Here is a 21084-nt window from a genome sequence, read left to right on the forward strand (position 1 = left end):
ACCCTCTGTCTACTTTAGCCGTCGTGGACGACGCCACGCCCTCCCTGCCCCACGTCCACGACTCAGGGACTGTGAAGTTTTCACAGTCCCTGTCTATTTTAGCCGTCGTGGACGACGCCACGCCCTCCCTGCCCCACGTCCACGACTCAGGGACTGTGAAGTTTTCACAGTCCCTGTCTATTTTAGCCGTCGTGGACGACGCCACGCCCTCCCTGCCCCACGTCCACGACTCAGCACTAGCTGGACTCGCCCGGTGAGCCCCAGCGCCGCGGCACGTCGACCTCGATGGCCTGGAGGCTGCGGCGACGCTCGGGCAGCACGGCCTCACCCACGACCCACTCCTCCTCGATCAGGGTGGGCACGTGCAAGTCGGCGAAGCGTCGGTGCTCGCCGAAGCGAACCCGCCACAGGGCCTCGCCCTTGGACTGGGCCGGGCTGCCGATGGCGGGGCGGTCATCGCTCTCGAAGGCGACGAGGTCACCGAGCTCATCGAATACGAACACCCCGGAGACCTCGAGCTCGCCGTCGCGGACTCGCGCCCGCGCGCGGACGTCGTCGATGGCCTCCCAGCGCAGGTGGTCGCCGGGCAAGAGCGCCGGCGGGAGCAGGGCGAGGTCGGCGAGGTAGGCGACGAGCACGGCCCGGCGCTGCACGGCCTCGGAGGAGTCCACGGTGCTCAGCGAGCTCATCAGCTTGGCGAGCACGTTGACCCGACCGCGCAGATAGAGCGTGCGCGCGTCGACCCACACCAAGGGGTAGGGGCGCAGGCGGGCGAAGCTCAGCAGCCCGGGGCGACCGGCGACGAGGTAGCTCTCGCCGGCGACCTCGGTCCACGGCTGCCCCGGCGCGTCGCAGACCGAGCCGATCTCGCGCACGCGCACGCACGAGGGGTGCGGCTGCCCCTCGCTGAGGTTGCGCTCGAGGTAGCGGCGCACGGGGCTGGGCAAGCCCTCGAGCTCGGACGCGACGAAGTAGGTCGGGAGGGTCTCGACCTCCGCGAACAGCTCGGCCACTTCGGCGTCGATCTGCCGCTCGAGGGCCGAGCGGTTGAGGACCACGCCCACGCCCAGGCCAGCCAGGAGCGCCGCGAAGGACAGGGTGATCAGCGCCAGCAGAGGCATCGCAGCCAGCGATAGCACCGATCGACCGCGGTCTACCAGGCTGGGCCGCTGCCCATCACTGAACACCAGGAGCGGTCGCTCGGAGCCGCTTGGGCTGGCGGGCGGCTCGGGCTATGTCCTCGGCGTGGGCACCCTCCGCCAGCTCGACCGCACCCTCGCCCAGCTCGACGGCAACAGCTACGGGGCCTACAAGCGCATCAAGGGCGCGTGGGTCGACGAGCAGGCCGGCCTGGAGCTCCACGTCGACCACGTCCAGGGTGACCCCTTCGCCAGCCCCTCGCGGCTCCGCGTGCGCCTCGAGGCCGACGCTCACGGCCTACCGGCGGCGCTGCGCTCGAACCCGACGCGGCGCAAGGCGGCGGCCGACTACATGCTGCGCCGCCTGGCCCGCCTGTTGGGTGGGGTCGGCTCCAAGCGAGGCAGCCAAGCCGCCCGTTCAGGCAGCGGCAAGTCGGGGCAGATGTGGGTCGACGCGGGCGGCGCGGAGGTGCTCGTGCGCTCGGCGGGGTGCTTTGACGGCGAGACCCTGCAGCTCGGCCTGCGCGTGGGCCTGCCCGCTCGGGGGCGGCGGGTCCTCGGTCGGGCCGCCGCCCTGCTGCTGACCCAGGCCCTGCCCGAGGCCCTCGCGGAGCTGGGCTGGTCGCGCTTCTCGTCGGCCCAGCGCGAGCGCGCCCAGGCCTTCGTCGACCTCGTCGAAGACCACGCCCACGTCCAAGCCCAGCTCGCCGAGCGCGGGCTCGTGGCTTTCGTCCGCGACGGCGCCGTGCTGCCCCGAGCTGCCGGCGACTCCGCGCGGCCGCTCCCCGGCGCCGTGCCCTTCGAGAGCCCCGCGAGCCTGCGCGTGTCCCTGCCGACCCTCCACCACGGCGCGGTCGAGGGCATGGGCCTGCCCGTCGGGGTCACGCTGATCACCGGGGCGGGCTTCCACGGCAAGACCACCTTGCTGTCCGCCATCGCCCGCGGCGTCGACCCGCACGTGCCCGGCGACGGCCGCGAGTGGGTCGTGAGCGCGCCGGGGGCCGTCAAGCTGCGCAGCGAGGACGGGCGCAGCGTGGTCGAGGTCGGGCTGAGCGGGCTCATCGACGACCTCCCCGGCGCGGCCGGAGCGGACACGCGGCGCTTTTCGACGACCAACGCCTCGGGCTCGACGAGCCTCGCCGCGGCCGTGGTCGAGTCCCTCGAGGCCAAGGCCACGGCCCTGCTCTTCGACGAGGACAGCTGCGCGACCAACCTGCTGATCCGCGACGCTCGCATGCAGGCGCTGATCGAGGCCGAGACCATCACCCCGCTCATCGACCACGTCCGCCCGCTCCACGCCGACGCTGGCGTGTCGACGGTGTTCGTGATCGGCGGCTGCGGCGACTACCTCGAGGTCGCGGACACGGTGATCCGCATGGACCGCTACCGGGCGACGGAGATCACCGCGCGAGCCCGCGAGATCGTCGCGCAGCACCCCACGGGTCGCGCCGTCCAGGAGCCCCGGCGCGCCCTCGCCCAGGCGCCCCACCCTCGCCGCCCCGCGCTGCGCTCCTTCGACCCCCGCCGAGGCCAACGCGAGCGCGTCCGCGCCCGGGGCCTGCGCGAGCTCCAGCTCGGCGAGTCGGTCCTCGATCTGGGTGCCCTCGAGCAGCTCGTCGACGACAGCCAAGCGCGGGCGATCGGGGCCATGCTCGCGTGGCTGCACGAGCGCGGGCGACCCGGGTCGAGCGTGGTCGAGCTCGCCGAGCAGGTGCTCGCGTTCGTGGATCGGCGAGGCCTCTACGCCCTCGCGCCGCTGCCCGAGCTCGCGGGCGTGCGCAGCTTCGAGCTCGTCGCCGCGATCAACCGACTGCGCAGCCTCAGCCTCGAGGCCGACGAAACAACTGACTAGGGCCGGCGCGGCCGCATGCGCAGCATGAAGTCCTTGGGCGCCGGCGGGAGCGTCCGCATGCGCAGCTTCTCGCCGCGTCGGGGCAGCTCGAAGTCCGTGGTGTGCAGCAGCACCGCCAGGTCGAGCATGGCCAGGCGCTCGCCCAGGCCCGCGCCAGGGCAAGTGTGCGGACCGACCCCGAAGGGCGCCAGGGTCCCGCCCGCCGCGCGCCCGCGCTCGACCTCGAAGTCGAGGGGCGCGTCGAAGTGCTCGGACAGAAAGTGGGTCAGGGTCTGGGCGATGAACACCTTGCGCCCGGCCTCGACGCGGTGCCCCGCGAACTCGAAGGTCTCCGCGGCCCGGCGGGTCAGCAGGGGCGCGACGGGGAAGCGGCGCAGGGTCTCGGCCACGATCCCGCGCAGGACCTTGGCGCCCTGGAGCTGCTTGGCGCTCGGCGTGCCCGCGGCGAACAGCGCGTCGGCCTCGGCCCGGGCGCGCTCGAGCAGCTGCGGCCGGGTCAGGACCGCGTGCAGCATGAAGGCCGTGGTCCCGGCGACGGTGTCCTGACCGGCGAGGAAGGGGCCGAGGGCCGCGGCATAGACCGCGTCCATGGGCATGGACTCGGGGTCCTTGGCGTGGGCGTCGAGGAAGTCGTCGATGAGGTCCCGGGCCCGGCCGTCCTCGCCCTCGACGCTCTCGTAGCTGTCCGTGGTCGGGGGGTTGTCCCGGTGGCCGTCGACGATCTCCTTGGCGAAGGCCAGCGCCCGCGCCTTGACCCGGCGAAAGCGCGGCATCCGGGTCACGGCCTTGGGCCACAGGCCGGCGAGGTAGACGAGCATCAGGGTGCGCATGAACACCACCAGGTCGTCGACGACCTCGTCGGCGGGGGTCTGGGTGGCGACCACGCCCAGCTGCAGGGACACCGCCCGCTGCAAGAACACGAAGGCGTCGACGCGCTGGCCGTTGGCGACCTCGGACAGCTCGCGCCGGAGGATGGCCACGGCCTCGCCGACGCTGCGGTTGAGCGCGCCCTTGGAGTAGCCCACGCGCCCCGCCCGGCGAAACAGCTCGTGCTGCTCGCCCTCGAGCACGATCATGTTGAGGTCCGAGCCCAGCTCGCGGACCAGCTCGAGGTAGGTCGAGCGGCTGGCGAACAGGGCCTTGCCCTCCTTGTTGGCGAAGCGGTTGGCCTCGACCCCGGCGAGCACGACCACCGGCTCCCCCGGCAAGCTGACCTCGAACACGGGCCCGTACTCGCGGTACTTCTCGACGAGGTAGGCCATGGGGTCGCGGCCAAAGGCGAGGCTGTCACCGAGCCAGGGCAGCCCGCCCGTCGACGGGGGCAGGGGGAGCTCGGCCAGATCGCGCGCCACGTCCATGGACGTGCAATGACCTCTCCCGACCCACTTGTCAACGCGGGCGAGCTACCATGAGCCGTGTTCTGCAGCCACGCACCCCGGCCCTGGCACGTCCTGACCCTCGCCGCTCTCGCGGTCGCCAGCGCGGCCTGTGCCGGACGCGAAGGCGAGCCCGAGCCTCGCGCGGCCGAACCCGCGAGCCGCAGCGACTCGGCGGACGCCCCCTCCCCCGCACGCGAAGACGGGCCCGACTACTTCCTGGCCGTCGTCGGACAAGCCGGCGTCGAGCACTGCCCGCCCGCGGCCGAGGGCGGCTTCGGTGGCGAGTCGAGCTGGCTGGCCGTGCACCCGACCCTCGGTTGGATCGGCAGCCACGGCGCGAACGAGGGCGTCGAAAACCAGCTCCTCGCCCTCGTCGACCAGCCCGTCCTCGCCCGCGGCGTGGCTGACGCTCCGCCCCCCGCCGAGCCCCTCGAGGTCGAGCCGCAGATGTGCCCGATGATGCAGATGCGCAGCGACTGGGTCTCGACCCCGGCGGGCATCCGCGTCGATCGAGGCACGCGGCCCGAGGGCGTCCAACACTTCACGGCGACCAGCGCCCGCGGCCTCGACACCCAGACCCTCGAGCTCGTTCTCGACGACGCCGGTGAGACCGTCGCGCTGCGCATGGTCAACCCCCTGCCCTTCGCCCTCCGCGACGTCGAGCTGCGCATGCACTACGAGGGCTGCTACGGCAAGCCGGGCTCGACCCGCGTCGACGGGCCCAAGCTCACCGAGCTCAAACCCGGCGAAGTGCTCGAGGCGACCTTCCCCGTCTACGCCGAGCACGACACCCCCGGGCCCCGCAAGGGCGGACCCGGGGCTCGAGACCACCTCGCCAACACCCTGGTGCTCGAGGTCGGCGGCGCCGATGCGCCCGAGGGCAGCCGAGTCTTCGTCGACTTCGCGCTGCGCCTGGGCTCCTCTGGGCTCGCCCTCGAGTGCTCCGAGGGCTGAGGGGTCAGTCGTCGGGCTCGGCGCCTGGGAACTCGAGCACCTCGGCCAACTTGGTCCCGCGCAGCAGCCTCGCCAGCACCTCGGACACGCTCTCGCCCCCGAGGATCGCCAGCGGGGCCATGGACTCGGCCATCTTCTCGGCCAGGGCTCGGTCGCCGAAGGCCTGCAGCGCCGCGATCAGCTCGGGGGAGACGGCCTTGGCCTTCTCGCGCACGGCCGCGACCTCGGCCTCGAGCTCGCGCAGGCGCTGGTTGAGCTCCTCGCTGGCGACGGCGAGGTGGTTGTCGCTGGTCTTGCGCGCCCGGGCCAGCTCGGCGCCGTGGACCGCGTCGAGGGTGGCCTGCTCGGCGCGCTTGCCCTCGAGGCGACGCGCGGCCTCGGCCAACCCAGCCTCGACCTTGGCGAGCTCGTAGGCGTGGACCACCGCGACCTCGGCCTGCTGCAGGGCCACGCGCTGGGTCCGGGTCTTGGACTCGATGGCCGCGATCTCCTGGCTGATGGCCTCGCGCTCGCGGGTCTGCTCGAGCCGGCGGCGCTCCCCCTCGAGGGTCAGGTTCTGCTCGACCACGGCGTGCTGCGCCCCGATCAGCAGGGACTCGATGGCCTGGTCGCCGATCTCGACGCCGAGCACCTCGACGTCGTAGATGCGCATGCCGTTCTCCTCGAAGCGCCGACCCGGGCGGCCGCCGTCCTCGCCCTGGGCCCCGAGCACGACGTCGCGCACGAAGCCGACGACCCGCGGGTGCAGGCGCTGGATCGGCTCGCCCTTGATCTTCCCGCGCAGCAGCGAGCGCAGGTGCTCGGTCAGGAATTTCACGTAGTTCTCGACGTTGAACCACGCCTGCGGGTCGCCCTCGAAGTTGACCCGATAGGACAGCCGGATGCGCACGGACACCAGGTCCCGGGTCTCGGCCTCGACCACGTCGGAGACCTTGTTGTAGAGCACGCGCAGGTAGGCGGTGCGCTCGATGGCGTCGTCGGTCTTGGGCGTGCCCGTGGACAGCTCGGCGGTCTGCAGCACCTCGTCGTACTCGAGCATGTAGGTCGAGGGGCCGACCACGACCTTGCGCTCCCCGGACTTCGAGACGACCTGGACGGCGTAGCCCGTCCACACGCCGATGCTCACCGCGCCGTCGTAGCGGGTGTCGAGCACGATGGTCCGCGGCGGCGTGTAGGTCTGCCCGCGGTTGAAGTCCTCGCCCGCGTAGGCCTCGCTGGTCGCCTCGGCCCGGGCCTCCTCGGCCTTGGGCTCCTTCGCCTTCTTGCGCTTGCGTTTTTTGGACTCGCCCTCCTCGACGGCCGCGTCCTCGATGAAGTCCCCGCGCCCGCCCGAGCCCTGCTCGCGCAGCGCCGCGAGCTTGCGGTTGTGCTCGAGGGCGTCTTGGTTGCCGGGGAACCACAGCCCGACCTGGCGCGGTTGGAGGATCCGGCGGACGATCACCTCCTTGCGCGGATCGGGCAGGAAGATGCACGGGCCCTGCTCCAGGCGGATCTGGCCGGTGTGGCGGTTGAGCACGTAGCGCGCCTCGCCGGCCGGGATCGCGATGGCGTAGTGGATGGTGTGGCCGCCGTACTTGATGATCGCGTGCTCGGTCCGCGGGAAGTAGATCATCTGCTCCTTCCCGGTGATGAACAGCTCGTCGCCGACCTGGTGCGCCTGCTCCCCGTCCGCTCCCTCACCTGGGCCGTCGCTGTAGGGCGCGATGACCTTGACGTAGATGCCGCTGTTCTCGTTGAGCTCGATGGCCCGGAACTTGCGCGCCCCGTCGCGCTCGACGAAGGTCTCGCTGGGCTTGGGGAACACGACCTGCGGCCCTTGCAGGTAGCTCTTGCGCCCGTCCTCGTCGAGGAGGATGCAGTACTCGAGGCGCTCGAGGGTCACGGCGTCGCGGACGTAGCCCCCGCTGCCCCGGCGGCTGCGATCGGGGACCACCTCGACGCCGGTGCTCGGGATGTAAAAGGACACGTCGGTCCCGCGGATGACCAGCTGCTGGCCCATGGTCAGGTCCGGCGGCGGCGCGCTGGCCTCCTCGCTCTCGCCCCCGTCCGTTCCCTGGCGCTTGATGACCGCGTTCTCCCAGTTGGCCTTGGCCGCCTCCTCGTCGTAGACGCGGACGATCAGGTACTGGTTGGAGCGCAGGTTGTGGCCCTGGATCACCCGGACCATCTGCCCCGGCCACAGCGCGAAGGCGGCCGGCCCTGGGATGTTGACCTTGCGCCCGACCTCGAGCTCGACGAGGTTGTTGATCGCCCCGGTCTTGGGGTGCGGGTTGAACTCCTTGAGCGCCGGGTTGTGCAGCGTGGGGTTCTTGAGCACCAGGTACCAGCCCACCGGCGCCACGGCGAAGCTGCGCGTCGCGTCCTCGAGCGAGCAGTTCTCGAAGCGCTTGGACTCTGCGTTGAAGGTGACCGGCTGATCGGTGTTGGCCAGGCTGGTCTTGTAGGGGCCGACGTAGGCGTTGATGTTGCCCTTGGTCTCGTCGGCGATGAAGGCGTACTCGTTGGGCGCGAGGATCAGGTCGCGCTCGCGGGATCGGTCGGGCATGGTCGACTCCTGGAGGGTGGGAGGACGCCGAGTATAGGCCACAACGCGGCAAGCCCGCGCCCTTCAGGGACTGTGAAGTTTCACAGTCCCTGTCCATTTTAGCCGTCGTGGACGACGCCACGCCCTCCCTGCCCCACGTCCACGACTCAACCCCTCAGCCGCGCTCGCGCACGGCCGTGACCAGCAAGTAGTGCTTGCCCGTGACCATGACCCGGCGGCGGTGCTGCTGCAGGTAGCGGCGATAAAAGGCCACGTCCTTGATCGACAGGCCGAGCTCGGCCTCGCGATAATTTCGCATCCGCGCCCCGTAGACCAGCTCGCCGTCGACGTAGCGGCAGTTGGGCACGCCGATGATCAGCACGCCGCGGTGGGCCAGGCGCTCGCGCACGAGGTGCTGCAGCAGGGGGCGGTCGGCGACGGTCGGGCTCTGCAGCGTCCCGATGATCACGACCAGATCGAAGGGCTCGGCGAGGACCCCGGCGGCCAGGTCGGGGTCGGTGCCCAGGGCGTCGAGGTCGGCGACGACGAAGTGCACGCCGGGCTCGGGGAAGCGCTCCCGCGCCAGGGCGATGGCCGAGGCCGAGTAGTCCACCCCGACGCAGGTCGCCGGCCGCTCGCCGCCGAACCACTGCGGCCGCAGGGCGCGGAGCAGCTCGAACTCGGCCCCGCTGTTGATGCCCAGCGCCAGCACGCGCAGGCCCTCGCCCCTGGCCGGCAAGCCGGCGCGATCGAGGGCCTCCTCGAGGTCGATGAGCAGGCCCGGCTGCTCGAGCTTGTGGATGCGCTGAAAGCCGCTATCGGCCCCGTAGCGCTCCCGCGCCCCGCCCTCGTCCTCGCTCAGCTCGCGCCGCCAGCCAGCCTCGGGGTTGATCCGCTCGAAGCTCAGCTCGACCACGGGCAGCGCCCCCGCGACGGGCCTGGGGGTCCGCAAGCGCGCGCCCAGGCGACCCGCGAGCTCCACCCAGGTCGCCATCGGTCGATGGACCCAGGCCCGACCGCCGTCCTCGGCCACGGCGACGCGCTCGCCTGCGTAGCGGCCCGCGCCCTGGTCCGGGTCGAGGACGCGGAGGCTGACCCGGCGCTGGCCAGCGGCCCAGCCCGCGCGCAGGTGGGCGACGATCGCCGGCATGGACTCGTCGACGAACACGCGCGCGCGCGCGTCTCCACTCACGATGCGCACCTCGGTCGGCTAGCGAGCGTCCTCGTCGAGGACCCGGTCGATGGCCTTGCGCAGGTCCGCGAGGCGGTAGGGCTTTTTGATGAAGCCCGCGGCGTCCTGGGGCGCCAGCCCCTTGCGCGAGAAGCCCGAGGAGAACAGCAGCCGGACCGCTGGATCGATGGACCGCAGCTCACGGGCGACATCGTGCCCGCTCATCTGCGGCATGACCAGGTCCAGGATCACCAGGTCGACGCTGGCGTGCGCCTCTCGGTAGCCCTCGATGGCGCTGCGCCCATCCTCGGCGAGGATCACCTCGTAGCCCAGCTTGGTCAGGAGCTGCTCGCCCACGGCGCGGACGATGGGCTCGTCGTCGACGAGCAAGATTCGACCCCGCCGCCGGGCCCCGACCTCGCTCTCCTTGCCCGCGTCGGCCCCCGCGACCGCGCCCTCGCTCAGCGGCAAGAGCAGGGCGAAGCGCGTGCCGACCCCGGGCTGGCTCTCGACCTCGATGCCGCCGCGGTGATCCGAGATGGCCCCGTGCACCGCCGCCAGCCCCAGCCCCGTGCCCTTGCCCTCGGCCTTGGTCGTGAAGAAGGGCTCGAAGATCTTGGTCGCGGTGTCCCCGTCCATGCCCTCGCCCGTGTCCTCGACGCTGATCTCGAGGTAGGCCCCGGCCGCGAGCATGCCCGTGCGCGTCGCCAGCCCGGCCTCGCCCACGACCACCGTGCGGGTCTGAAAGCGCAGCGTGCCGCCCTCGGGCATGGCGTCCCGGGAGTTGACGCCGAGGTTGAGCAGCGCGCTCTGGAGCTGGTGGGCGTCGCCGCGGACGGTGTGCGAGCTGGCCTCGAGCCGGCACTGGATCTCGACGCGGCGCTCCACGGCCCGCTCGAGCAGGCGCGCCGTGTCGCGGATCACCGCGTGGACGTCGACGGCCCGCTCGACCCGCTGGCCCTTGCGCGAGAAGTCGAGCAGGCGCTGGATCAGGCTCGCCGCCGTCTCGGCCCCCTCGACCACCGTCTCGGCCAGCTCCCGGGTGTTCCCCTCGCTCGTCGCGGTCAGCAAGTCCGCCGCGCCCATGATGCCCATCAAGATGTTGTTGAAGTCGTGGGCGACGCCGCTGGCGAGCAGGCCGACGGACTCCATCTTTTGGCTGTGGCGCAGCTGGACCTCGAGCTGGCGCTGGCGGGTCACGTCGCGCACGACCACGGTCACGCCTTCGAGGGTCCCCGAGGAGCCCGCGCGCACGGTCGAGCGCGCGTCGTAGTGGCGCTCGGTCCCGCACGCGACCGGGGCGATGGAGTGGAAGTCGACGCTGCGCGAGTTGTGCCCCTCGCCGGCCTCGAGCTGGGCCGCGACCACCTTGGCCAGGGTCACACCGAACACCGCCTCGATGGTCTGGCCGAGCACCGCCTGCGCGGGCGGGAAGGCGTCGCGCTGATCCGCGGGGACCTGGTAGTGACGGATGCGACCGCCGCGATCGGCCGTGAACACCAGATCGCCGATGGAGCCGAGCACGGCCCGCTGGCGCTCCTCGATCTCCCGCAGCGCCTCGGTCTTGCGCGCGATCTCGTCGGCCAGCGCCCGCTCCCGGACGCGCATCTGCTCGCGGCGCAGGGCCGACAGCTCGACCTCGATGGTCCGCGAGGAGGGGGTCACGGTGAACACCACCGCGCTGCGATCGCCGTCGCGCTCGATGGCCTCGTCCGCCCAGCAGTTGACCCCCAGGGCGTGGGTGAAGATGCCGATGAGCTTGCCCTGGAGGAAGGGGCAGCCCCAGCTCTCCCCGGGCCCTTGCATCTGCAGCTCCCACGGGTTGTCCACGCGGACTTGCGCGCGCTTGCTCTGGGGGTCGAACTCGACGAGCTCGAAGCGCCCCCAGCCGGCCGTGGACACCGCCCGACCCCAGGCCATGAACCCGCTGGGGAAGTCCGTGCCCAGCTCGGTGATCATCGCGTGGTAGTCCTCCTCGGTGCCCAGGCTGCTGTAGTGCGCGACCAGCAGGCGGTAGAGGGGGTCGCCCACCTCCCGGCGCAGCGGCCCGAGCAGGCGCTGGAGCGAGGGTCGGGTCCAAAACGCGACGGAGGGCAGGCCAAAGAGCTGGAGATCCCCCTGCTCCAGATCCCAAAACCAGGGCATGCCCGCGATGGTCTTCGCGTGCGTGGTGAGCTCTACAGTCTCGTCGTCAGCCATGGCGGCACGTCCACCCCTGCGAGCGCGCCTGGAACCGGCTTTAGTCCCGGGGCAGCGCGGCCTCGCCAGGCCACGAGTCTACCAGGCGATCCTCGCACTCGGGGCGCCGCGAGAGGCCCCGGTTAGCCCCCGATCCGCCCCGAATCGTCCAAACGGACACAAAAGCCGACCAGCCGCGAGCCCGCGAGGACGGCCTGACAGCCCTCGGATAGCCCGATCACGGTATCAATATAGTGATCACCACTGATGGCGACCTCGATCTGCCGGCCATCTGCGCTGGAGCGAACCACCACAGTCGGCGGTGAAATCCGCGCATTGATCGGGCCCCGACAAACCCGGAGGTCCCGCGCGCGGGCCCGCTCATCCCAGCTCCAGTGCAGCCCTCGCCGCCACGCGCTGCTCGGCACGAGCAGATCGACGCGCGCGATCAGCCCCCGCGCGTCGAGGTCCAAAACGATGCGCCGAGGCGCGTAAATGCTATTTGGGAGGACTTGAGCCGTCCCGGACTCCAGGCTCAAGACCCCGCTGCGCGGATCCTGGCGCGGAAACAAGCGGCCCCGAGCGGTCGCCGCTTCGGGCTCCACGAGGATGTCGCGGCGCGGCTGGATCAACCTTCCCACGCTAATGACCTACCAGACGCTTCGCGACGTCTCAATTCATTAATGCACGCAGTGACGAGCGAACTGCGCGCATTGCAATGACAGTGCAATCGTTTCAGTATCAGCAGAAATCGGCCCAGAGGCCGGCTCAGCTTGGACCCCAACACGCGAAAAAGGGCCCCACCTGGGGGCCCTTCTCCTGCGCAATCCCGCCCCGCTTCAAGCCGCCTTGGCCTTGGCGGCCTTGGCCGCGGCCTTCTCCGCCATGATCTTCTTTTGGTAGCGGCCCTGGACGATGTCCGTGATCACGAGGACCGCGATGACGAAGTAGAAGGTCGCCTTGCTCATGGCGTGAATCTCGCCTCCGAACAGGCTCATGTGGGCGAGGTGGCCGCCCTCGCTGAGCAGCATGACGCCGACGATGAGCAGGATGAACAGGCCGAGCACCTCGTACATCCGGTTCTTCTCGAGGAAGGTCGAGACCCGGTCGGCCATGAAGATCATCAGCAGGCCGCCGAGCACGATGGCCGAGGCCATGACCCAAAACACCTTGGTCAGCGCCATCGCCGAGAGGATCGAGTCGAAGCTGAACACCAGGTTCATGATCACGATCATCGCGATCACCGAGTTGACCGACTTGGGCTCGGCCTCCTCCTCGGCCTCGCTCTCGTCCTCGAAGCTGACCATGCGCCAGATCTCCTTGACCGCCGTGTACATGATGAACACGCCGCCGCCGAGGACGATGAGGCTGTGGACGTTGAAGTGCCCGGAGATGGGGTGGGTGTCGAAGCCGAAGATGGGCTCTTGGACGTACTCGATCAGCTTGACGAGGATGCCCAGCAGCGCGATGCGCATGAAGATGGCCAGGCCGATGCCGAGCTTGCGGACGCGCGCGCGCTGGTCCACGGGGGCGCGCTTGGACTCGAGCGAGATGTAGAGCAGGTTGTCGAAGCCGAGCACGACCTGCAGCAAGACCAGGAATCCAAGGGTGATGATGTTCTCGACCATGGGGGACCTCGGCCGGACGATAACAGCCCGGAGCACGCGGGGGCGAGCCAGGAGCGCAACGCAACACCCCTCGCTCGGCTCGAGCTCGGCTCGAGCTTGGGTCGAGTTCGCGCGCGGGCCTACTCGGCCGCGTCGTCCTTGGCGGCCTCGGGGTCGTCGGGGTGCTCCTCGAGGGCCAGGCCCCGGGTCTCGCGGGAGAACACGATCTCGCCCGAGCCCTCGATGACCAGCAGCTCGCCCTGGTGCTTCATGGCCAGGCGCGAGCCGTCGGCGGACCAGGCCATCTCCAGGCCCCAGCCCGCGGGAATCTCCCAGGCGAGCTCGTGGCTGTTGGGACCGATCTCCCAGACGCTCAGGGTCTTGGGCGGCGTATAATAGTAGTACTCGTAGCGGTAGTAGTCGTACTCGCTGGCCCGCTTGTGCTTGATGGCCACGCGCGCGCCGTTGGGTGAGGGCAGGAACTCGAGGAACTCGAGCTTGTCGTCCCCGACCCTGAGCTTGCGGACCGGCGGCTTGTCGTCCCCGACCTTGGGCCCCTGGATGTTGAACTGCCGGGTCTTGACGCGCGACAGGCTGTAGCGGTTGCCCAGGGCGTCGCGCCCGAGGGTCTTCTTGCTCGAGTCGAGGGCCGGCCAGTCCGCGCGCTGGGTCCGGGTCAGCTCCGCGAGCTCGTCCTCGGGCAGGGCGTTGCCCGTGAAGCTGAGCAGCTCGATGCTGACGGAGTCGTAGTCGTACTCCGTGCGCACGGCCAGCTCGCCCGCGCCCGGCCCGGAGATGCGGATGGTCTCGCCGTAGTGCTGGGGGAGCTCGCGCTGGCTGAGGGTCTTTTCTTCCCGCCACGCGCAGATGGCCGCCTCCTCCCGGGCGACCAGCAGCAGGTGCGCGTCGTCGGTGAAGGCCATCGCGTCCCACTTGCCCTCGCCCTCGGGCGCGCACCCGGTGATGACGTGGTGCGTGCCGCCGCCGATGTCCTCGACGATGACCTCGTCCTTGCTGACCGTCGCGACGAGCTCGCCATCGTTGGAGATGGCGACGGCTCGAGGAGCGAGGGACTGCTGGGTCAGGCGGTAGTGCTGGTCGGGCTCGGCCCCGGCCTCGATCACCGCGCCCCCCTCCCCGCCCTTGGTCGGCGCGCGCAGGGGGTCGAAGACCAGGGCGTTGCCGTTGGGCACGACGCGCAGCCCCTGGGTCACGCTCGCGCGCCGGCGCACGCTGCCCTCGGAGTCGGGCAGGTGCACGCGCAGGCCCTCGATGCGGGCCTCCGCCGGGAGCTCGGTCAGCTTCTTGGGCAGCTGGAAGCGGGCCTCGGGGCTGTCGGGCTCGGCCTCCGGGTCGGGCTCGAACTCGATCACCGCGCCCTGGTTGATGTCGATCCAGTCCCCGTTGCCGCCGCCGTACTCGAGCAGGATCCAGTCCTTGTCGACGACGTGCATGCGCGGGCGCAGCTTGATCTCGCCCTCGCCCCACATCACCCGGATCGCCCCGCTCTCGAGGTCGTGGATCTCCAGGCTCCACTCGACCCCGCGGGCCTTGGGGCGGCGCAGCACGGCGGCGTGGGTGCCCGTGGGCAGCAGCGCCAGATCGTTGTGGTTGGGGCCGCGGTCCAGGGTCACGGCGTACGGTTCGCCAATGAGCTCGACGCCGTCATCTTTGAGCGAAAAGCGCTGCAGCCGGGTCGGGCCGGCGAGCACCATGGCCATGTGCAGGTCCTCCGGCGGCCCACAAAAGCGCAGCTGCCAGGGCGCGAAGCCGTAGCGGCTGAAGCGGCTGAGCTCCTCGCCGTGGGCGTCGTAGATGCGCAGGCTGTGGTCCACGCCCAGGGCCAGCAGGCGCTCGCCCCCGTCGAGCACGTGGAGCTCGAGCATGGGGTCGTCCGGGGGCAGCACGAAGCGCTCGCGCATGCGGAAGCTGCCCGGCGCGTCGGGGTCGGCCTCGACGGCGATCACCCGGCTCGACTGGGCCGTGTCGACGCCCGCGACGATGAACTCGCCGTCGGCGGTCTTGGCCACGGACATCGACAGGGGCTCGAGGTAGGGCAGGCGCACGGGCTCGAGCTTGGCGAGCTCGCGCTGGGCCGGGGGCAGCTCGGGCCACAGGCGCACGCCGCCCACGGAGTCCAGGCTGACCGCCGCGCTCCCCCCGGGGTCGAGCCAGATCTCGATGATCCGGCCCCGGTGGACTTCGCCGCGGGGCAGCAGGGCGCCGCGCTCGACCGCCGCGGCCGTGGCCTCGCCGCCTTCGGCCCCTGCTTCGGCGCCTTCTTCCGTCGGCGCGTCCTCGCCCGCGCCCTCGCTGGTCGCCGAGCTGTCCTCGCCGTCGGTGCACCCCAGGGCGCAGCCGGCCGTGGCCGTCCACGCAGCCAGGGTCCGCAGCCAGGTCCAGGCCGCCGCCGATCCGGAGCCGCTCGGGGCCCACACGATCACGCCGTCTCGCTGTGTTCGCTTCGCAGTCATGGGCTCGTCCTCCTCCACGCTCACAGGGACCTCAGGTAGACGATCAGGTCGGCGCGCTGCTGGGCGCTCATGTCCGAGCTGTCGACCATGTCGTGGATGCTGCCGCGGTCGTCGAGCAGGGTCTGCAGATCGACGGCGCTGCCGTCGTGGTAGTAGGGGTTGGAGTGGGCCAGGCCGATGAGCGAGGGGGTGTCGACCTTGCGCATCGTCGTATCGAACTCGTGCTGGGACTGGTCCGTGGACTGCGCGCCCTCGTGGCACATCGAGCACGCGTCCTCGAACACGGCCTTGCCTCGGGCCAGGGCCTCGGCGTCGGTATTGTCCGGGGGCCGCGGCGGGGGCAAGCTGCGCAGGTAGGCCTCGATGGCCTCGAGCTCCGAGCGCTCGAGGTCCTCGGGCGCGCCGCCGATGCGCTCGATGGTGTGCATGAAGCTGGCGACGAGGTTCGGGTCCTCGCCGGTCCACTTGTAGGGTGAGGTCCCCTCGACGCGGCCGGCGAGCATGGGCGTCTGGAGGATCGAACGACCCAGGCGCCACGAGAGGCCGTCGTTGCGCCCCTCGGGGTGGCAGCTCGCGCAGGCCAGGGCGCCGCCCAGGGAGAAGTCCTCGCCGCGCCGGAACAGCTCCGCGCCCTCTTCGACCTTGGCGTCGCGCTTGGACTCGGCCAGCGCCGGGCCGCGGACCCACTTGCGCGAGGCGAGGGGCTTGGAGTGGATGCGCTCGGGGTTGGGGTCGAGGTCGATGCGCACGACGCTGCGGGTCAGCTCGCAGTGGGCCCACAGGGCCATGCCGGGCGCGCTGGGATCGACGACGGGGCCCTCGGGCTCGTCGGGCTCGCCGGCCTTCTCGTCCTTCGGATCTTTGCCGTCTTTCCCGTCTTTGCCGTCCTTGCCCGCCTCCTTCTCGCCTTCGGGGGCCTCGACCTCGTCCTCGAAGCGGACCTGCGCCGCCGTGCCCGGCTGGCCCTCGATGAGGGTCAAGCCGTCGATGCCACAGCCCGTGCCCAGGCCCAGGCTCGCGTGCCACAGCATGGTCGGGTGCTCCCGGGAGGCGTGGGCCAGCGCGACGATCTCGTCGTCCCCGTAGCCCCCGACGTAGAGCACGTCGCGGGTGCGGTCGTAGGCGAGGGAGCGGGGCTGGTGCAGGGTCAGGTGGTGCTGATCGATGGCCGCGTAGCCGTCCTCGCCCGGCTCGGCGATGCGGGCAAAGCGGTACTCGATGGGCGCGATCTCGGCCGCGCCGCCGCCGTAGGAGTCCTGGCGATCGGCGGTCGGGCGCAGCTCCATCTGCGAGGTCGCCACCTGGACGCCCGCGACCGCGGCCCCGTCGCCCACGAAGGTGATCGCAAACACCATCCGCGCCTGGCGACGGCCGGTGTCCTTGGGCACGTCGAAGCGGCTCTCGGCCTCGACCGGTCGGGCCGAGACCCCCTCGCCCCAGTGCTCCTCGAAGTCCTCCTCGATCTCGATGGGGTCCCGGGGCGAGAGCGCGTGCCAATGCACCGACTGGTCCTTCAGCGACACCCGGGCGATGGCCCCGCTGGTCAGGAAGCCGACCAGCACGGACTCGCCGTCGGGGGTCACGGCCACGGGCCGCGGCTCGGCGACCAGCTCCTTGCGCCACAGCATCTTCATGGTCGCGGTGTCCACGGCGACCAGCTCGTGGTTGGCGACGGAGGTCAAAAACAGCGTGCCGCCGTCGGGGCTCAGGGCCACGCCGTGGGGCTCGGTGACCTTCAGCTCGCCCGCGGGCGTGGCCGTGTCGCCGTCGACGGCGTAGCGCAGCAGGGTGTCGGCGCTGCGATCGGCGACGTAGAGGGAGCGCCCGCCCTCCCCCGCCGGCCCGAGCACGAGCTCGCCGAGGTTGGGGTGCAGCTCGATGGTCGCCTTGACCTCGCCCGCGTGGTCCGTGCGGATCAGGGCGCCGGCGGTGCGCTCGAGCACCCACAGCCCGGTCTCGTCGGCGGCCAGGGTCCCGCCGTGGGCGTGGCTCGAGCCGAAGCGCTTGGGCGCCGCGATGGCCCCGAGCTCCCCCTGTTCGCGGTCGAGGGTCGTCGGCTCGAACAGCGCGACCTTGGGCCGCTTGGCCTGGGCGGTCCACACCGAGCCGAGGCCAACGGCCAGTCCGAGGGCGAGCACCCCCGTGCCCACGAATACGCTGCGACTTCGCTGTACGCTCACCCGGCGATGATGCCAGAGCCTGCGCGCCGTGCGTGTTTCTTTTGCACCGCGCGCCAGGGCTAGCTTCGCCACACGTGGGCGGCGATGCCCAACACCAGGTTCGTCGCGTTGGCGAGGATCATGACCACGCCGACGCGCCAAAACAGAGCCTTGATCGCCGGTAGCTCCTCGGGCGTGGCGAAGGTCCGCCGGGGCCACAGCACCCAGGACACGTAGGCGAAGCAGCCCGCCGCGAGGCCAAACAGCGCCAGCTTCGCCGCGTAGATCCCCAGCCACAGCCCCGCGGTGGGGCCTTCGCTCACGATCCCGTGCCCCGGCCACAGGCTCAGCCCCACTCCCGAGGCCAGGATCCCCACCATCCCCGCGACCACCTTCCAGCGCGCGCCGTGGACCACCGTGAAGATGAAGTCCTCGAAGTCGGCGTCGCGCTTGAAATGCTGCTCGGCGCGGGGGTGGAGCACGAAGATCGAGAACACCATCACGCCCACCCAGATGCCGCCGCCGAGGACGTGCACGGCCAGCACGCTCGCCTCGCTCAGGCGCACGAGGTGGGTCTCGAGGGCGAGCACGTTCGGCGGCACGGAGCCACGCTAGCAGATCGGGCGAAGGCTCCGGGCGCTCCGGCCATGAAGGAGGGATGCGCCCCCAGCCCAGAGCCCTGCTCAGGGACTGTGAAGTTTTCACAGTCCCTGAGCACTTTAGCCGTCGTGGACGACGCCACGCCCGCCCTGCCCCACGTCCACGACTCAGCCTGAGCCTCGCGCTCGTTCCCGCCCTCGGCTGCGGCGATCGACTCGCCGCAGACTGCGAGCACGGCGAAGACGAGAGCGCGGCCGCCCTCGCCGAGCGGCCCTGGCTCCTCGCCATCGACGAGTCCGACCCGCCCGAAGGCGACGGCCAACCCGTCGACGCTCTGATCCGCGTCCGCCTCGACCCCGGGCACGAGGGCGAGCGCGAGGTCCTGTGCCCGAGCCTCGCCCTGCCCCCGGAGCTCCCGGCCGACACCAACTTCACCTCCCTCGTGGTCCAGGGCGAGCGCCTCTACGCCTCGGCCTTGCTCGAGACCTGGGGCGACACCCTGGTCGAGGTCGACCCCTGCACCTGCACGGCGAGCGTGGTCGGCAGCTACGGCTTCACGCAGGTCGCAGGGCTCGCGGCCGCCGACGAGCTCGGCGGTCTGTTTGGTCTGGCCGCCGAGGGCGACGCGCTGCTGACCATCGACGCCGCCAACGCCAACGCCGAGGCCCTCGTCGAGCTCGGGGCGGACTGGGGGTCCAACGCCTTGAGCCCCGCGCGAACTGACGGCGCGGTCGAGCTCTACGCCCTCGACGCGCGCTCCGACCGGCTCTACACCTTCCGCGCCAGCGACGGCCTGAGCATGGGCAGCGTGCCGCTGAGTCAGCCCCTGTTGACCGCGGGGCTCGAGCTGCACCCGGAGATCGAGCGGCTCTACGCGTGCGGGGTCGAGGGCCGCGAGACCGCGCTCTACGAGCTCACGCCGGACTCGGGGGCGCTGCGCATGATCGCCGACGGGGTGTTCGCCAGCGCCTGCGACAACCTGGCCGCGCCGAGCGGGCCGATCGCCTGCATTCCGGACGACTTCGAGTAGTCGAGGGCCTGATGAGCGCCGCGATCGCGCTCAGCACCCGGGCCGGTTCACGGCTCCAGCCGCTAGCTCCAGTGCGCTGCGATCTCGGCTTCCACGACGATCGGCACCGTGTGGACGAGCTCGCCCATGGCCGCGATCATGTGCGCCTCGACCATCGCCTTGCCCTCTTCGGCGCGCGCCTCCGGGACCTCCGCGAGGTACTCGTCGTGGACCACCAGCACGCCCCGCCCGCCGATGCTCGGGAGCTCGCGGTGCAGGCGGATCATCGCCGCCTTGAAGCCCTCGGCCGCGGTCCCCTGGACGGGGATGTTGAGGGCGGCGTTGAAGGAAAAGCGCCCGGCCGGGAAGGTCTTGCGCCGGCCCATGGCGGTGGTCACGGTGATCGCTTCGTGGTCGCCGCGCCGGGACAGGGCGCCGACGCGGCGGTGCCAGGCGGCGATGCCCGGGAAGGTGCGGAAGAAGGCCTCGCGGGCCTCGGCGGCCTGGCGCTCGTCGAGGTCGAGGCCGTAACCACTGGCGGCGTAGCTGCGAAAGCGGCGCGCGCCCATGCCAAACAAAAACCCAAAGTTGACGGCCTTGGCGAGCTTGCGCTCGTGGGACTCGACCTCGGGCTCGGGCTTGCCCGTCAAGGTCGCGGCGGTCGCCCGGTGCGGGTCGCGGCCCGCTCGAAACACGGCCCCCAGCGCGTCGCAGGGCGCGAGGTGGGCGGCCACGCGCAGCTCGATCTGGGCGTAGTCGGCGACGATCAAGCGGTGCCCCGGCGCGGGCACGAAGCAGGCCCGCAGGCCCGGGGCGGTGTACTCCGAGGGGACCTGCTGGAGGTTGGGCTCGGTGCACGAAAAGCGGCCCGAGTCGGCGGCCAGCGGGTGCAGGCGGCAGCGGATCCGGCGATCGGCGTCGACGAAGTCCCGGGCCCACCAGCGGTAGGTCGAGACGAGCTTGTCGAGGCGCGCGGCCCGGGCCGCGACCCGGGCCTCGAAGTCCTCCTCGCTCTCCCCGGGTTCGGCGCTCGCCGTGTCGAGGCTCCGACGCTCCCGCACCCAGCCCCCGGCGACGCGCTCGAAGCCCGGCGCGTCCAGGCCGATGCCCGCCCGCTCCATCGCGACCACGGGCGTGAGCAGGTCGCACTCGAACTGGTAGACCCCCGCGAGTCGACGCTCGCGCAGCTGGGGCGTGAACCGGCGCATCAGCGCCAAGATGGTCTCGGCCTCGGCGGCCAGGCGCTCGTGGAGGGTCTTGGCGCCCGCGCGTCCGAGCAGACCGGTCAGCGCCTGGTCCGGGAGCTCGTGGCCGAGGAACTCGCGCACGCTTCGCTCGAGGGGTCGGTGGTCGCGGTGGCGATCGGCCCCGGCGGCGAGCAGGGTCTCGGCGGTCTTGATGCAGCCGCGGCGTCGGGGCCAGGCGGCCTCGGGCAAGTGCTCGGCGAGGATGGTCAGGGCCCGCTGGGCGTCGTCGAAGACCACGTAGGGCGGGCGCGCGTCGGGCTCTCGGGCCTCGAAGAGCGGGCGCAGGGCCGCCACGCCCCCGAGCGCGCGCAGGGTCGCCGCGTCGAGGACGAGCACGTCGGGGCGCGCGGGTGACTCTTCCGCCTCGGCCTCGGCCGCGCCTTCGGGCCCCGGGTCTGCGGAGGCCGCAGCGGGCACGGCCACCGCGACCGCCTCGACGCAGGCGCCCCGAGCGTCGGCGCCGCTGCGCAGGCGCGAGCCCCGGGCGTCGCGGAGATCGAGGATCACGCCGAGCACCGCAGGCGCCCGGGCGGCGATGCGCTCGAGGGCCCTCCGGCCCCGCTCGACCTCGGACACGACGAAGACCCGCGGCGTCGGCCAGCGCGGCAAGGGCTCGGTCTGGGCGGGCGCGGCGATGGACCGAGTCTACCAGGCGCACCTTGGGCTCGACCCGTGCGCGGGCCCAGACCTCCGAGCCTGGCGCTCGCGGCTTTGATCGCCATGAGCGGCGCGAGCTCGTCCGCGGCCACGCCCTCGAGCTCGAAGCGCGGGTTGGTCGTAGACCGGACCCG

15 protein-coding genes are annotated in these 21084 nt (G+C 71.6%); 4 read left to right on the forward strand and 11 right to left on the reverse strand.

What is annotated here, in order from left to right; all coding sequences use genetic code 11:
* Positions 1-257 (forward strand): hypothetical protein (locus PPSIR1_RS49915; RefSeq protein WP_232296412.1); only part of this gene is annotated, 257 nt, incomplete at its 5' end.
* Here the strand turns inward: PPSIR1_RS49915 and PPSIR1_RS01220 are convergent.
* Positions 237-1121 carry a DUF6544 family protein gene (locus PPSIR1_RS01220; protein ID WP_006969137.1) on the reverse strand — a complete coding sequence of 295 codons (885 nt, stop codon included), beginning with the start codon at positions 1119-1121 and terminating at the stop codon, positions 237-239. The two genes, PPSIR1_RS49915 and PPSIR1_RS01220, sit on opposite strands and share 21 nt — an antisense overlap.
* 124 nt (positions 1122-1245) lie before the next feature.
* On the opposite strand from PPSIR1_RS01220, the gene PPSIR1_RS01225 reads away from it, so the two are divergent.
* Positions 1246-2991, forward strand: a complete 1746-nt coding sequence (locus PPSIR1_RS01225) for an ABC-ATPase domain-containing protein (protein WP_006969138.1) — start codon at positions 1246-1248, stop codon at positions 2989-2991.
* On the opposite strand, the gene PPSIR1_RS01230 is transcribed toward PPSIR1_RS01225, so the two are convergent.
* Positions 2988-4349 (reverse strand): cytochrome P450, encoded by a 1362-nt coding sequence (locus PPSIR1_RS01230; protein WP_006969139.1) that lies wholly within the window; start codon positions 4347-4349, stop codon positions 2988-2990. The two genes, PPSIR1_RS01225 and PPSIR1_RS01230, sit on opposite strands and share 4 nt — an antisense overlap.
* 57 nt (positions 4350-4406) lie before the next feature.
* Here PPSIR1_RS01230 and PPSIR1_RS01235 point away from each other — a divergent pair, with 57 nt between their 5' ends.
* Positions 4407-5324: a hypothetical protein gene (locus PPSIR1_RS01235; protein WP_006969140.1), complete on the forward strand. Its 918-nt coding sequence runs from the start codon at positions 4407-4409 to the stop codon at positions 5322-5324.
* 4 nt (positions 5325-5328) lie between these two features.
* On the opposite strand, the gene PPSIR1_RS01240 is transcribed toward PPSIR1_RS01235, so the two are convergent.
* The 8 genes from PPSIR1_RS01240 to PPSIR1_RS01275 all read right to left on the reverse strand — a co-directional run bounded on the left by PPSIR1_RS01240 (position 5329) and on the right by PPSIR1_RS01275 (position 18039).
* Positions 5329-7869 (reverse strand): hypothetical protein, encoded by a 2541-nt coding sequence (locus tag PPSIR1_RS01240; protein WP_006969141.1) that lies wholly within the window; start codon positions 7867-7869, stop codon positions 5329-5331.
* 154 nt (positions 7870-8023) lie between these two features.
* A complete protein-coding gene (locus PPSIR1_RS01245) occupies positions 8024-9040 on the reverse strand; it encodes a class I SAM-dependent methyltransferase (protein WP_232296413.1) in 1017 nt (338 codons plus the stop codon).
* An 18-nt stretch (positions 9041-9058) separates the two neighbouring features.
* Positions 9059-11218: a hybrid sensor histidine kinase/response regulator gene (locus tag PPSIR1_RS41535; RefSeq protein ID WP_006969143.1), complete on the reverse strand. Its 2160-nt coding sequence runs from the start codon at positions 11216-11218 to the stop codon at positions 9059-9061.
* A gap of 122 nt (positions 11219-11340) precedes the next feature.
* Positions 11341-11829 (reverse strand): hypothetical protein, encoded by a 489-nt coding sequence (locus PPSIR1_RS01255; RefSeq protein ID WP_006969144.1) that lies wholly within the window; start codon positions 11827-11829, stop codon positions 11341-11343.
* 207 nt (positions 11830-12036) lie between these two features.
* Positions 12037-12825, reverse strand: a complete 789-nt coding sequence (locus PPSIR1_RS01260; protein WP_006969145.1) for a TerC family protein — start codon at positions 12823-12825, stop codon at positions 12037-12039.
* A gap of 119 nt (positions 12826-12944) precedes the next feature.
* Positions 12945-15278, reverse strand: coding sequence for a hypothetical protein (locus tag PPSIR1_RS01265; RefSeq protein ID WP_157595099.1), 2334 nt, complete (start codon positions 15276-15278; stop codon positions 12945-12947).
* 20 nt (positions 15279-15298) lie between these two features.
* Positions 15299-17458 carry a c-type cytochrome gene (locus tag PPSIR1_RS01270; protein ID WP_157595100.1) on the reverse strand — a complete coding sequence of 720 codons (2160 nt, stop codon included), beginning with the start codon at positions 17456-17458 and terminating at the stop codon, positions 15299-15301.
* Positions 17459-17517: 59 nt separating this feature from the next.
* Positions 17518-18039 (reverse strand): hypothetical protein, encoded by a 522-nt coding sequence (locus PPSIR1_RS01275; protein WP_006969148.1) that lies wholly within the window; start codon positions 18037-18039, stop codon positions 17518-17520.
* Positions 18040-18095: 56 nt separating this feature from the next.
* On the opposite strand from PPSIR1_RS01275, the gene PPSIR1_RS01280 reads away from it, so the two are divergent.
* The gene (locus tag PPSIR1_RS01280; protein ID WP_006969149.1) at positions 18096-19067 is read left to right on the forward strand and encodes a hypothetical protein; all 972 of its coding nucleotides are present in this window, start codon (positions 18096-18098) and stop codon (positions 19065-19067) included.
* A 62-nt stretch (positions 19068-19129) separates the two neighbouring features.
* Here the strand turns inward: PPSIR1_RS01280 and PPSIR1_RS41540 are convergent, their stop codons facing one another.
* On the reverse strand, positions 19130-20902 hold the full coding sequence (locus tag PPSIR1_RS41540) for a DNA polymerase (RefSeq protein ID WP_006969150.1): 1773 nt from the start codon (positions 20900-20902) through the stop codon (positions 19130-19132).
* Positions 20903-21084: the final 182 nt, after the last annotated feature.

This window comes from Plesiocystis pacifica SIR-1 (assembly GCF_000170895.1).
In the GTDB taxonomy this organism is placed as follows: Bacteria; Myxococcota_A; Polyangia; order Nannocystales; family Nannocystaceae; genus Plesiocystis; species Plesiocystis pacifica.

Excerpts from the sequence above, each read along its gene's own strand:
- PPSIR1_RS01220 (WP_006969137.1), bottom strand. The coding sequence starts at position 1,121 with ATGCCTCTGCTGGCGCTGATCACCCTGTCCTTCGCGGCGCTCCTGGCT.
- PPSIR1_RS01230 (WP_006969139.1), bottom strand. The coding sequence starts at position 4,349 with ATGGACGTGGCGCGCGATCTGGCCGAGCTCCCCCTGCCCCCGTCGACG.
- PPSIR1_RS01240 (WP_006969141.1), bottom strand. The coding sequence starts at position 7,869 with ATGCCCGACCGATCCCGCGAGCGCGACCTGATCCTCGCGCCCAACGAG.
- PPSIR1_RS41535 (WP_006969143.1), bottom strand. The coding sequence starts at position 11,218 with ATGGCTGACGACGAGACTGTAGAGCTCACCACGCACGCGAAGACCATC.
- PPSIR1_RS01260 (WP_006969145.1), bottom strand. The coding sequence starts at position 12,825 with ATGGTCGAGAACATCATCACCCTTGGATTCCTGGTCTTGCTGCAGGTC.
- PPSIR1_RS01265 (WP_157595099.1), bottom strand. The coding sequence starts at position 15,278 with ATGACTGCGAAGCGAACACAGCGAGACGGCGTGATCGTGTGGGCCCCG.
- PPSIR1_RS01280 (WP_006969149.1), top strand. The coding sequence starts at position 18,096 with ATGCGCCCCCAGCCCAGAGCCCTGCTCAGGGACTGTGAAGTTTTCACA.